Origin of the sequence: Planotetraspora thailandica (genome assembly GCF_016863335.1) — a bacterium.
Classification (GTDB): domain Bacteria; phylum Actinomycetota; class Actinomycetes; order Streptosporangiales; family Streptosporangiaceae; genus Planotetraspora; species Planotetraspora thailandica.
In genome coordinates, this window is the sequence record NZ_BOOR01000012.1 from 72,024 (window position 1) to 84,349 (window position 12,326).

Consider the following 12,326-nt stretch of genomic DNA (forward strand, 5'->3'; position numbering starts at 1 on the left):
GCCCCCGGTAGAGCCAGACCCCCTCACGGGCCCGTCCTGCCGTCGGCGTGGATGTCACGGGCCTGCCGTGACCTGGCCGTTACATGGGTGGTGGCGCGAGGGAGCGATGGCCATGCCGGTGTCCGCCTCGATCAGGGAGCGCTGCCGTACGTTTCTCCGTCCCGGTGAGGACATCCGCTACGTCTTCCCCGTGTCGTCGCTCGGCCCCCCGCACACCGCCCCCTTCCTCGTCGTCGTGACGGACCTGTCGGTCACGCTCCTGTCCACGTCGGTGTTCGGCCGCCCGGAGCCGTCGGGCGTCTGGGCCACCTTTCCCCGCCGTACGCGTCTCGGGCCGATCGCCACCCGGGAAGGGCCGACGATCGAGTTCGGCGGAATGGCGTTCGAGGTCGACGGCGAGTACGCCGCCGTGGTCGCGGCCGCGGACGCGGAGGCCTTCACCCCGGGTGACCTGCCGCGCGACCCGTTACCCGATCTTTGAGACCATGCCCGGGGAAGGTTGTGCGAGATTGGCGGAACGCCCGGAATCTGGATGGTTTCGCGGCGCAAGGCCAGGTGAGGCTAGACTCGCGTCTGCATTGGAGTGGCCGCCGGTAGAGCCCTATCGCCGGTCACTCTCGAACGTCAGCAGCCGCTGCATGAGGAGCCACTGAGTTGTCCCGTCGCCTGTTCACCTCCGAGTCGGTTACCGAGGGCCACCCGGACAAGATCGCCGACCAGATCAGTGACGCGATTCTCGACGCCATGCTCAAGGACGACCCCAAGAGCCGGGTCGCCGTCGAGACGCTGATCACCACCGGCCAGGTCCACGTCGCCGGCGAGGTGACGACGGAGACCTATATCGACATCCCAGCCCTGATCCGCGAGAAGATCCTCGAGATCGGCTACGACGCCTCGCACAAGGGCTTCGACGGCGCCTCCTGCGGCGTCTCGGTGTCCATCGGCGCGCAGTCGCCCGACATCGCCCAGGGTGTCGACTCCGCCTACGAGCTTCGTGAGGGCGAGGGCGCCGACGACCTCGACCGCCAGGGCGCCGGCGACCAGGGCCTGATGTTCGGCTACGCCTGCCGCGAGACCCCCGAGCTGATGCCACTGCCGATCACGCTGGCCCACCGCATGGCGCGCCGCCTGTCGGAGGTCCGCAAGAACGGCACCGTGCCGTACCTGCGCCCCGACGGCAAGACGCAGGTCACGATCGAGTATGACGGCGACCGCCCGGTCCGCCTCGACACGGTCGTCGTCTCCACCCAGCACGCTCCGGAGATCGACCTCAGGGAGATGCTGACCCCCGACATCCGCGAGCACGTCGTGGAGCCGGTCCTGGCCGACCTGGAGATCGAGACCGAGGGCTACCGCCTGCTGGTCAACCCGACCGGGCGTTTCGAGATCGGCGGCCCGATGGGCGACGCCGGCCTCACCGGTCGCAAGATCATCATCGACACTTACGGCGGCATGGCCCGTCACGGCGGCGGTGCCTTCTCCGGCAAGGACCCGTCGAAGGTGGACCGCTCGGCCGCCTACGCCATGCGCTGGGTCGCCAAGAACGTGGTCGCGGCCGAGCTCGCCGACCGCTGTGAGGTCCAGGTCGCCTACGCCATCGGCAAGGCGAAGCCGGTCGGCCTGTTCATCGAGACCTTCGGCACCGAGAAGGTCTCGGTCGAGACGATCCAGGAGGCGGTGCTCCAGGTCTTCGACCTGCGCCCCGCCGCGATCATCCGCGACCTCGACCTGCTGCGCCCGATCTACGCCGAGACCGCCGCCTACGGGCACTTCGGCCGCGAGGGCGTCTCCTGGGAGTCCACCGACCGCGCCGAGGCCCTCCGCAAGGCCGCCGGCCTCTGACGGCCCCTCCCCGCTGCTCCACCCCTGCCGGCGCGCGACCGCGCGGGCAGGGGCGTGATGGCGGGGAGCGCAGGGGATACCGAAAGACTCGCTGAAACGGCGCCCGCTCTCCGCGGGCGCCGTTCGCGCGTTCGGGGGCCGCGTCGCCCTCCGGGCGTCTAGGCCAGGACGTTGATGGCCCTGGCGACCACCAGCGCCACGATGACCAGCGAGATCGCGGACTGTACGAGCATCACCATCTTGGCCCAGCGGGTGAGCGGCATCACGTCGGTCGGGCTGAACGCGGTGGCGTTGGTGAAGGCCAGGTAGAGGTAGTCGGCGAAGGTGGGCCGCCAGTCGGGCGGGGCCACCTCCCTGTCGGTCATCTGCGGGAAGAGGAAGTCCGGGAAGGGCTCGCGCGCCTTGGACCGCGCGACGGGGCCGCCCCGGTCGAGCTCCCAGTACCAGAGCGCGAACAGCAGGACGTTGATGACCCAGACGCCGGCGCCCGTGGTCAGCAGCCTGCCGGCGTCGTGCTCCTCCCCATGGACGAGGCGGACGACCTCACGCCCGATGATCCAGGCGTTGGACGCGCTGATGACGCCGATCAGCGCGAGGCTGGCCACGCGCAGGAGGCGGCTTTCCCGGGTCAGGGTCACAGGATTGGCGATGATGAGACCGATGAGCAGGGCGGATTCGAGGGCGGGCAGGAGCCACGACGGCTCGAATCCGAAGGCGCTCCGGAACGACACATGGATGACGATCAGGGCGATGACCGCGGCCGCGGCCCACCAGCGCCCCTCCGCCTCGGTCTCCTTCAGCCAGATGGGGAGTTTGTTCTCGCTGTTCATGCCACCGCCAGCCAGTAGCCGTGCGTCTTGCGTCGGCCGGGTCTGGTAGGACGTAGACGTGACCGAGCCGACGAGCGAAGCCTACCCTCAGGAGGCGCTGCTTCCGGAGCCGGAGCGGCCCGCACGGGGTTCCGGGGCGGGCGCGCGGACCGGCTCTGCGACCGGCTCCCGGGGCAAGGGTGCGAAGGAGCCCGCCGAAGAGCTGCCGGTCGCGCGGATCGTGATCGACAACCCGCTGCCGCATCTGGATCGGCCGTTCGACTACCTGGTGCCGGCGGAGATGGCGCAGGACGCCGTGCCCGGCTGCCGGGTGCGGGTGCGCTTCTCCGGCCAGCTGACCGACGGCTTCCTGCTCGAACGGCTGGCGCACAGCGACCACACGGGCCGGTTGTCCTTCCTGGACCGGGTCGTCTCCGCCGAGCCGGTGCTCACGGGCGAGATCGCCGGGCTCGCCCGGGCGGTCGCCGACCGCTACGCAGGCACCATGTCCGATGTGTTGCGCCTGGCCGTGCCGCCTCGCCACGCCAGGGTGGAGGCGGAGCCCCACGGGGAGAAGGTGGAGGCGGAGCCTCACGGGGAGAGGGCGGTGGCGGAGGCGCACGAGACGGCGGTGGCCGAGACCGTTGCGTCCGAGACCGCGGTGGGCCTGCCGTACGACGTCGAGGAGGCGGCGGCGGGGGGCGTGTGGGCGGCCTATCCGGCGGGCCGGTCCTACCTGAACGCTCTGGCCGAGGGCCGCTCGCCGCGGGCGGTCTGGTCGGCCCTGCCCGGCACCGGCGAGGGCGGCCCGTCGTGGCCGGCCGCGGTGGCGGCGGCCGTGCGCGCCACCCTGGCGAGTGGGCGGGGCGCGGTGGTGGTCGTCCCGGACGGCAAGGACGTCGCCGTGGCCGACGCGGCGCTGGGGGACACCCCGCACGTCGCCCTCACCGCCGACCTCGGTCCGGCCGAACGCTACCGCCGCTGGCTCAAGGTGCTCAGGGGAGAGGTCAGGGCGGTCGTCGGCACCCGGGCCGCGGTGTTCGCCCCCGTCGCCGATCTCGGCCTGGCGGTCATCTGGGACGACGGCGACGACGTCCACGCCGAGCGGCTCGCCCCGCACCCGCACGCGCGCGAGGTGCTGGCCCTGCGCGCCCACCGGGCGGAGGCCGGTCTGCTGATCGGCGGCTACGCCCGGACGGCCGAGGCGACGCAACTGGTGGCGTCGGGATGGGCAGGGCCGCTGACACCCCACCGCGAGGCGGTCAGGGCCACGGCGCCGCGCGTGCGCCCCGCGGGCGACGACGCGGAGCTCGCGCGCGACGAGGCCGCCCGTGCGGCCCGGCTGCCCAGCCTGGCGTGGCGCACGCTCAAGCAGGGCCTGGAAACCGGGCCGGTGCTCGTCCAGGTGCCCCGCAGGGGGTATCTGCCCGCGCTCGCCTGCCGCGACTGCCGCGCCCCCGCCCGGTGCGGCGCGCCCCTGCAGAGCCATGCGGAAGCCGGTGAGCCCCTGCCTCTGCCGCCCGCGCAGGCAGGGGCGGGGCCGGTGTGCTCGGGCCCGCTGGCGTTGCGCAACGGTCACGCCATGCCGTACTGCCGGTGGTGCGGGCGGGTGGCCGGGGACTGGCGCTGTTCCTCGTGCGGCGGCCGCCGCGTGCGCGCCGTCGTGATCGGCGCCCGCCGCACGGCCGAGGAACTGGGCCGCGCCTTCCCCTCCGTCACCGTGAAGACCTCGGGTCGTGACGGCGTGCTCGCCACCGTCGGTACGGCTCCCGCGCTCGTCGTGGCCACTCCCGGGGCCGAGCCGCTGCCCGCCGCCGGGTACGCGGCGGTGGTGCTGCTGGACGGCTGGGCCCTGCTCGGCCGCCCCGACCTGCGTGCGGGGGAGGAGGCGCTGCGGCGATGGATGAACGCCTCGGCCCTGGCCCGGCCGGGGGCAGACGTGGTCGTGCTCGCCGACTCCGCGGTCGCGGCCGTGCAGGCGCTCGTCCGGTGGGATCCGGTGACCTTCGCCGAGCGGGAGCTCGCCGACCGCGCGGAACTGGGTTTCCCGCCCGCCGTGCGGATGGCCGCGCTCACCGGTCCCGCGGCGGCCGTCAGGGAGATGCTGGCCGGAGCCGCCCTGCCCGGCGGGGCGCAGGTGCTCGGGCCGGTGCCGGTCGACGGAGGGCTGGAGCGGGCGATGGTCAGGGTGCCGCGTGACCGGGGATCGGGGCTGGCCAGAGCGCTCAAGGGGGCCAGCGGGGTGAGGTCGGCACGCAAGACCCCGGACGTGGTGCGAGTGACCATCGATCCGCTGGATCTGATCTGACCGATTCGCGATGCTGTCAGTAACCCGTTAGCGTCTCCCTGTGTCGATCGAATGGGTGAACCGGGCCATCGATGGCCTTCGCGCGTGGGGGCGTGAGAAGGGCGTCGAGGTCGACGTCGACGAGGTTCGGCTGCTGTGCGACTACGCCAGCGACTATCTGGAGGTGGACGAGCTCGGCGATTTCCGGCCGGGCACGTTCGAGGAGCTCCTGCTGGAGATCTACCCGCGTAAGGTCATCGCGCCGCCGGAGAGCGCGCCGGAGACCGTGGCGGCCGCGCGGACGCTGGTCGACTTCCTGCTGGACACCGGGGAGATCGGCACCAAGACGGCCGCCAGGATGCGGGCGACCATCACCGAGATCGAGCCCGAGATGCCGCGGGCCCTGGCCGACACCACCAAGTTCGGCATGGCCAAGAGCATCTTCAGCGCCATCGGGGCCGACGCGCTCGATCTGGTCGACACCGGCGACGACGAGGACGACGAGGGCCTGCTCGGGGCGTCGCCGTCCGACATGTTCGGCACCGCTCCGCTGCCCGCCGTACGGCTGGTGCCCGCCCAGGAGGTGGCCGGGGCCGTACGCGAGGTGCCGCTGCTCGGCGACGCGCACCGGCTGGCCGGATGGCTGGCCGAGCGGGGGCGTACCGCCACCACGCGCAAGTCGCTGAGGGTCAGCGACGCGCGGGAGATCGAGGCCGAGCTCGGCATCCGCTGGCCGGCCGCCGTGTTCCGGCTCGCGCTCGAGCTGGGCCTGGCCCGCCTGGACGGTACGGCGGTGCACGTGGAGGAGGGTCACCCGTCGCTCGCGAACCGCTCCGACGACGACGTGCTCGCTCTGTGGCACGGCACGGTGAAGTTCGTCACGAGCTCGGCGTGGCTGATCACCGGGGAGGAGATCGTGGACGAGGAGCTCGGCTCCATTCACGAGCTGCTCTACCGGCTCCAGGCGCCGGTGCCCGCCGACGCGATCCGCGACTACCTCAGCGACTTCGCCGACGGCCGGACCATGGAACGACTTGAGACCGCGTTGCACGACCTCGCATACGCGGGAACGGTCCAGTACGGCGACGACGGGCTCATGCTCACGCCCCACGGTGTGTGGGGGTTGCGCGCACGATATGAGCTGCTGGGCATGCACGCGCCCGTCGCGGCCGACCTGGCCGAGGGGGACGCGAGCGGCCTGATCGGCGGGCTGATCACCGACGGCCTGCCGGCCGAGGTGGCCGAGCGGGACATCGTCGCCTGGTTGTCCAGGCGTACGGCGCAGGAGGCGGCGCAGGAGCTGTTCGGAGCGGTCGCCGGCGCGCCGGCCGAGGTCCGCGGCATCGCCGTCACCATCGTCGACCGGCTGGGGGAGGAGGCCGCCCCCGTGGTGCGCACCTACCTCGACGACGCGGAGCTGCGGCCGCACGCCATTCACTGGCTGACGGCACGCGGGCTGCCGGCCCCGACGCTGACCCAGGACGAGGTGCTGTGGATCAGCGTCGACATGCTGGCGCTCGCGCTGCCGGCCGCCGAGGCCGACCCCGAGGGATTCGCGGAGAACATCGCGGTCTCCGGGCCGCCCGCCCATCTGATCGAGGACATGTGGCGGGTGGAGCACCCCGACGTCGTTGAGGTGCTGGAGCTGCTCGGTAACTCCCTTCCTGACAAGGCGGCAGCCAAGGCTGCCCGGAAGGCGGCGTTCAAGGCACGTTCGAGGGGCATTCGGTAACGCGTGTGGAGTAAGTTGCTGGAATGGCCGACAGCGACGTGCTCACTTTCCCGCCGGTCGAGCTCGCCCCCGACGATGAGCTGACCCGAGCGGTCGAGGCGATCCCCCTCGTACGGGACGCCCGTCGACTGGCCGAGTGGACCGGGGTCCGCGAGGTCACCGAGCAGGGGCTGCTCACCGTGGAGGACGCCCACGCGGCTGTGGCCGAGCTGGGGCTCGTCGCCAAGCGGCTGCACCTGCTGTGGGTGGTCGCGGTCAACGGCCGTCTGATCGAGATCACGCGTGCGGGCGCGCGCCCCGGCCCCGGAGTGGCCGATCCCATGGAGTTCTGGGACGGCGTGGTCATGGACGTCCTCGACCGCACCGAGGAAGGCCTCACCGGGTCGAGCGTCGTCGACGAGCACCTCACCGAGATCCTCGCGACGATCTACTCCGTGCGCGACGGCATGTCGGTGCCCGCGCTCGCCACAGGCATCCTCCAGGCGCACGAGGTGGGCTGCGAGGCCCGCCAGAGCGAGCTGAAGCGGCTGCGGATGACCCTGCCCGGAGAGCTCGCCGAGGCCATGCGGCTGCTCGCATACTGCGGGCTGATCGAGCTGTCGGGCGACCTCGCCCGGCTCACCCAGCCCGGCGTGTGGGCCGTGCGGCGCGACCTGCTCAGGGAGGGCCACGACGCGCCGTCGCTGGGAGAGGTCGCCGGATTCGCGGAACTCACCGCCGCCGAGCTGATCGACGCGATGCTCGAGGGCAAGGCGTCGGCCAGCGCGGCCACGCTCTGGCTGGAGCAGCGCATCCCGGAGGACGCCGCGCGGGAGCTCATCAAGATCGCGGCTTCCGGCAACGCCGCGCAGCGGGGCACCGCGGGCACCATCCTGGAGGAACTCGGCCCCGAGGCGGAGCCAGCCGTACGCGAGGCGCTGGACGAGCCCATGATGTCGCGCTACGCGGCGGCCTGGCTCGGCGTGCGGGACCTCGAGGCGCCTGCCCTGGCGGAGGGCGACGGCGCCTGGGTGGCCGTGGACACCCTTGCGGCCCTGCTGTACATCACCACGCCGGTCGACTCGATGACGCAGTACGACATCCTCGGCGAGGACCTGCTGACCCTGATGCCCGCCATGGGACGCACCGGCCACCCGGACGCCCTGGCCGTACTCGAGATGCTCAGCAGGCACCATCCTGACCCCGTGATCGCCAAGGTGGCGAGGAAGACGGCGATGAAGGTCCGTTCGCGCCCGTAAACTGTGGTGATCCCACAGAACGAGATGTGAATGGAGTCCACTGTTGGCCATCCAGCCGATCCGCCTTTTCGGCGACCCGGTGCTGCGCACGCCGGCGGACCCGGTGGTGGACTTCGACAAGGAGCTGCGCAAGCTCGTCAAAGACCTCACCGACACGATGATGGACGCCCCCGGCGCGGGCCTCGCCGCCCCGCAGATCGGGGTGGGCCTGCGGGTGTTCACCTACTACATCGATGAGCAGCTGGGTCACCTGATCAACCCGGACCTCGACCTGTCCGACGACCTCGACGAGGAGGGCGAGGAGGGGTGCCTGTCGTTCCCCGGCCTGTCCTTCCCCACGCCGCGTGCCATCAGGGCCGTCGCGAAGGGCTTCGACATGCACGGGGAGCCGATCACTCTGGAGGGTACCGACCTGATGGCGCGGTGCTTCCAGCATGAGACCGATCACCTCGACGGCGTGTTGTTCATCGACCGGATGGACCCCAAGCAGCGCAAGCTGGCGATGAAGGCCGTCCGGGAGGCCGAGTGGAGCGGCCTTTCGGCCCCCGCCGTGAAGTTCTCCCCGCACGCCACCAACGGGAGGGCCGTGTAGTGCGCCTGGTCTTCGCCGGCACCCCGGACACCGCGCTCCCGTCGCTGCGCGCGCTGCTGGACTCGCCCCGCCACGAGGTGGCCGCCGTCGTCACCCGCCCGGACGCGCAGTCGGGGCGGGGCAGGCAGGTGCACCCGAGCCCGGTGGCCCAGCTCGCCGAGGAGGCGGGTGTCGAGGTGCTCAAGCCGCCGAAGGCCGGTGACCCCGCCTTTCTCGATCGCCTCAGCGCCATCAAGCCGGACTGCTGCCCGGTCGTGGCGTACGGAGCGCTTTTGCCGCAGGTCGCCCTCGACATTCCACCCCAGGGATGGATAAATCTGCATTTCTCATTGCTGCCGGCGTGGCGCGGAGCCGCCCCCGTGCAGCATGCCGTCCTGCACGGCGATGAGATCACCGGAGCGTCGACGTTCCGCATCGTGAAGGAGCTCGACGCCGGGCCGGTCTTCGGCGTGGTGACCGAGGAGATCAGGCCGGACGACACCAGCGGTGAGTTGCTCGCCCGGCTCGCCGAGTCGGGCGCCGGGCTGCTGCTCGCGACCCTCGACGGCGTCGAGGACGGCATGCTCGAGGCCCGGCCCCAGCCCTCGGACGGCGTGAGCATCGCCCCCAAGATCGGCGTCGACGACGCCCGGGTGGAATGGACGGCGCCCGCCCTGCGGGTCGACCGGCTCGTGCGCGCCTGCACGCCCAACCCCGGTGCCTGGACGGAATTCCGCGGCCAGCGGGTCAAGCTGGGGCCCGTGCGGCAGGCGCCGGAGGCCCCCAAGCTGGAGCCCGGCGAGGTCGCCACCACCAAGAAGAGCGTGCTCGTCGGCACCGGAAGCCACCCGGTCGAGCTCGGCGACGTGCAGCCGCAGGGCAAGCGCCTGATGACGGCGGCCGAATGGGCCCGCGGCGTCCGGGCCGGCGATCAGGACCGGCTGGGCTGAGCACGATGAACGGTCAGCGAAGTGGTGGCACCCCCGGCCAGGGACGATCGGACCAGGGCAGATCGGGTCAGAGCGGTGGGCAGAGCCGCTCGGGTCAGGGCGCGGCCGGCCAGGGCAAGTCGGGCCAGTCCAAGTCGGGCCAGGGCCGAGACGGGACGGGTTCCGCCGGAGCACAGGGACGCGGGGGAGGCCGCCCGACCGGCCGGCGCCGCCCGCCGCGTCCGGCCCGCGACGAAGCCAGGAACGCCGCCTACGACCTCATGCGCGCGGTCGACGAGCGCGACGCGTACGCCAACCTGCTCATGCCGACCTTGCTGCGCCAGCGCCGCATCTCCGGGCGCGACGCCGCCCTCGCCACCGAGCTCGCCTACGGGACGCTGCGCGGCCTCGGCACCTACGACGAGATCATCGCCGCGTGCAGCGACCGTGCCCCGGAGCACGTGGACCCGCCCCTGCTCGACGCGATACGCCTCGGCGTGCACCAGCTGCTCAAGACGCGCATCCCCCCGCACGCCGCCGTGAGCGCCACGATCGACCTCGTGCGGCTCCGCGTCGGCGCAGGCCCCTCGCGCTACGCCAACGCGGTGCTGCGGAAGGTCGCCGGGCGCACGCTGGAGGAGTGGCTCGCCATCGTCGCCCCGCCGCGCGAGCAGGACGCCGTCGGCAACCTCGCGGTCTCCTACAGCCACCCCGCCTGGATCGTCGGCGCGCTCCGCGACGCACTCGGCGGCGACGTCGAGGAGACCGCCGCCCTGCTCGAGGCCGACAACGAGCGCCCCCGGGTGGCCCTGGTGGCACGCCCGGGCAGGTGCTCGGTCGACGAACTCCTCGAGGCGGGCGGGGAGCGCGCCAGATATTCGCCGTACGGCGTCTACCTGCCCGAGGGCGACCCCGGTTCGCTGCGCGCGGTCGGAGAGGCGCGTGCGGCCGTACAGGACGAGGCGAGCCAGCTCGTGGCCCTCGCGCTCACGAGAGTGCCGCTCGACCACGACGGCCGGTGGCTCGACATGTGCGCGGGACCGGGCGGCAAGGCCGGGCTGCTCGACGCGCTCGCCGTACAGGGCGGGGGACACCTGCTGGCCGCGGACGCGCAGTATCACCGCGCCCGCCTGGTGTGGAGCACCACCAAGGACGCCGAGGTCGTGACAGCCGACGGGACCCGGCCTCCGTGGCGTGCCGGAGCCTTCGACAGGGTCATGCTCGACGCCCCCTGCACGGGGCTCGGCGCGCTGCGCAGGCGGCCGGAGGCCCGGTGGCGGCGAGACCCCCGGAGCATCCCCGAGCTGACGTCTCTGCAGCGCCGCCTGCTCGATTCCGCGCTCGAGTCGGTACGGCCCGGTGGCGTCGTCGCGTACGTCACGTGCTCGCCGCATCTCGCCGAGACGCGCGACGTCGTGGAAGGCGTCGCGGAGCGGGTGGACGTGCTGGACGCCAGGGAGTTCCTGCCCGAGGTGCCGTCGCTGGGCGACGGTCCGTACGTGCAGTTCTGGCCGCACAGGCACGGCACCGACGCGATGTTCCTGGCGCTGCTACGCCGTAGGTGACGCACCGACGAGTGGTCAGTCTCGGCCCCTGTCCGATGCCGCGGGCGCACGGCCGACCCTTGCCTGCCAGGACATGAAGGCGAGTGCGGCCGCGGTGAATGCGGCGATGGCCGGGACCACCCATGCCGCCCGTATCAACCCGATCTCGGCGGTCAACCAGGGCACCAGCACTATCGCCGCCCTGCGCCCGATGGGAGAGCGCAATGCGGTCGCCAGCGTCACGATCAGCAGGGCGTAGATGAGCAGGCCTCCCACGGGAGCGAAGCGCACACCCAGCACCATCGTGGCCAGGAAGACGGCCGCCCAGGCGAGCAACCGCCGGGTTCCCAGCGGGGCGGGCCCCGGCGAGGGGGCGAGGGTGAGCATGGCGGCGACCACGCAGCCGGGGAACGCCCACGGCGCGGTTGCCAAGAGGACGGTGGTCCCCGAATCCATCACCACGAAACGGGACAAACCCGCGTCGGGACTGATGATCAGCCAGACATAGAACGCCAGCCAGGCCCACGCGCACACGGCCGCGACCTTCGCCCGGCCGAGCCATGCCAGCACGGCGATCAGCCCATAGGGGGCGACGTAGGCCATCGCCTTCAGCACATCCTCGGGGGGCGAGAATCCCCGGAGAACCTCCTCGGTGACACCGGCCGCCCGGCTGAGCTCCATGAGGAGAAGGATGATCGGCCCGATCAGCGCCGCGAGATTCAACGCGTCGACCCAGTGCCCGCGCGATTCCGGCTTGATCGTACGGCGAAGCCGGATGGACAGGCCTCCGCGGACCAGGTCCAACGTGTCACGCACGGACGGCCGGGTCTGGCCGGGGAGAGACCCGGCGAGCAGGACGGCGAGCATCTCCGCTTCGTGCTCCGCGCGGTGCTCCTTCGGATACCACGCCAGTAATCGGCGATAACGCCGCTCGAGCGCGTTCACGTGGCGCTCCCCTCAGCGGTTCCCGGACGCAGGGCGGGCGACCACAGGGCGAGGCCGGGACGCCGGCGTAGCCGGGCGGTGGCGGTCTCCACGTTGCGGCGCAGCCGCTCGGTCTCGGCGGAGAGCCTGTTCGTGCCCGTGGGGGTCAGCCGGTAGTAGCGGCGCGCCCGGCCGTCGACGATTTCTTCGCGGTCGGTCTCGATGAGCTCCTCCGCCTGGAGGCGGTCGAGCGCCGCGTAGAGGGTGCCCGCGCGCAGCCGTACCTGCTCGCCGGAGATCTGCAGGACGTCGGCGATGATCCCGTAGCCGTGTTGGGGCCCCGCCGCGAGGGCCGTGAGGATCAGGAACGTGGGTTCCTGCATCGATCGGTTCTTCATGTAGACGATATATATCGATCAACTGACAAACCCGCAAGGCCTGTGCCGGGAA

General features: G+C 72.2%; 11 protein-coding genes. 8 read left to right on the forward strand and 3 right to left on the reverse strand.

The window, feature by feature from the left end; translation table 11 throughout:
* The first annotated feature begins 112 nt into the window (after window positions 1-112).
* Window positions 113-481: a hypothetical protein gene (locus Pth03_RS11255; protein ID WP_203944128.1), complete on the forward strand. Its 369-nt coding sequence runs from the start codon at window positions 113-115 to the stop codon at window positions 479-481.
* A 173-nt stretch (window positions 482-654) separates the two neighbouring features.
* Entirely contained in the window at window positions 655-1,842 is a 1,188-nt protein-coding gene (gene metK / locus Pth03_RS11260; protein ID WP_203944129.1) for a methionine adenosyltransferase, read from the forward strand.
* A 158-nt stretch (window positions 1,843-2,000) separates the two neighbouring features.
* Here the strand turns inward: metK and Pth03_RS11265 are convergent, their stop codons facing one another.
* Window positions 2,001-2,672, reverse strand: a complete 672-nt coding sequence (locus Pth03_RS11265; RefSeq protein ID WP_203944130.1) for a DUF1345 domain-containing protein — start codon at window positions 2,670-2,672, stop codon at window positions 2,001-2,003.
* A gap of 58 nt (window positions 2,673-2,730) precedes the next feature.
* On the opposite strand from Pth03_RS11265, the gene Pth03_RS11270 reads away from it, so the two are divergent.
* From Pth03_RS11270 to Pth03_RS11295, 6 genes are read left to right on the forward strand one after another with little or no spacing between them, the layout of a single operon-like run.
* On the forward strand, window positions 2,731-4,959 hold the full coding sequence (locus Pth03_RS11270; RefSeq protein WP_239118938.1) for a primosomal protein N': 2,229 nt from the start codon (window positions 2,731-2,733) through the stop codon (window positions 4,957-4,959).
* A 40-nt stretch (window positions 4,960-4,999) separates the two neighbouring features.
* Window positions 5,000-6,670 (forward strand): hypothetical protein, encoded by a 1,671-nt coding sequence (locus Pth03_RS11275; protein WP_239118939.1) that lies wholly within the window; start codon window positions 5,000-5,002, stop codon window positions 6,668-6,670.
* 23 nt (window positions 6,671-6,693) lie between these two features.
* Entirely contained in the window at window positions 6,694-7,908 is a 1,215-nt protein-coding gene (locus Pth03_RS11280) for a hypothetical protein (protein ID WP_203944131.1), read from the forward strand.
* A gap of 43 nt (window positions 7,909-7,951) precedes the next feature.
* Complete coding sequence (gene def, locus Pth03_RS11285) at window positions 7,952-8,500, forward strand: peptide deformylase (RefSeq protein ID WP_203944132.1); 549 nt, start codon at window positions 7,952-7,954, stop codon at window positions 8,498-8,500.
* Window positions 8,500-9,429, forward strand: coding sequence for a methionyl-tRNA formyltransferase (fmt, locus tag Pth03_RS11290; RefSeq protein WP_203944133.1), 930 nt, complete (start codon window positions 8,500-8,502; stop codon window positions 9,427-9,429). The genes def and fmt overlap by 1 nt, the downstream gene beginning before the upstream one ends.
* Window positions 9,430-9,434: 5 nt before the next feature.
* Window positions 9,435-10,973 carry an RsmB/NOP family class I SAM-dependent RNA methyltransferase gene (locus Pth03_RS11295; RefSeq protein WP_203944134.1) on the forward strand — a complete coding sequence of 513 codons (1,539 nt, stop codon included), beginning with the start codon at window positions 9,435-9,437 and terminating at the stop codon, window positions 10,971-10,973.
* A gap of 15 nt (window positions 10,974-10,988) precedes the next feature.
* Here the strand turns inward: Pth03_RS11295 and Pth03_RS11300 are convergent, their stop codons facing one another.
* Both Pth03_RS11300 and Pth03_RS11305 read right to left on the reverse strand, forming a co-directional pair.
* On the reverse strand, window positions 10,989-11,897 hold the full coding sequence (locus Pth03_RS11300) for a hypothetical protein (RefSeq protein WP_203944135.1): 909 nt from the start codon (window positions 11,895-11,897) through the stop codon (window positions 10,989-10,991).
* Window positions 11,894-12,274 (reverse strand): PadR family transcriptional regulator, encoded by a 381-nt coding sequence (locus tag Pth03_RS11305; RefSeq protein ID WP_239118940.1) that lies wholly within the window; start codon window positions 12,272-12,274, stop codon window positions 11,894-11,896. Before Pth03_RS11305 ends, Pth03_RS11300 begins: the two co-directional genes overlap by 4 nt.
* Between the last annotated feature and the right edge of the window lie 52 nt (window positions 12,275-12,326).

What these genes read in the sequence shown, in the direction of transcription:
- Pth03_RS11255 (WP_203944128.1), top strand. Translation starts at nt 113, where the DNA reads ATGCCGGTGTCCGCCTCGATCAGGGAGCGCTGCCGTACGTTTCTCCGT.
- Pth03_RS11280 (WP_203944131.1), top strand. Translation starts at nt 6,694, where the DNA reads ATGGCCGACAGCGACGTGCTCACTTTCCCGCCGGTCGAGCTCGCCCCC.
- Pth03_RS11305 (WP_239118940.1), bottom strand. Translation starts at nt 12,274, where the DNA reads ATGAAGAACCGATCGATGCAGGAACCCACGTTCCTGATCCTCACGGCC.
- Pth03_RS11265 (WP_203944130.1), bottom strand. Translation starts at nt 2,672, where the DNA reads ATGAACAGCGAGAACAAACTCCCCATCTGGCTGAAGGAGACCGAGGCG.
- Pth03_RS11295 (WP_203944134.1), top strand. Translation starts at nt 9,435, where the DNA reads ATGAACGGTCAGCGAAGTGGTGGCACCCCCGGCCAGGGACGATCGGAC.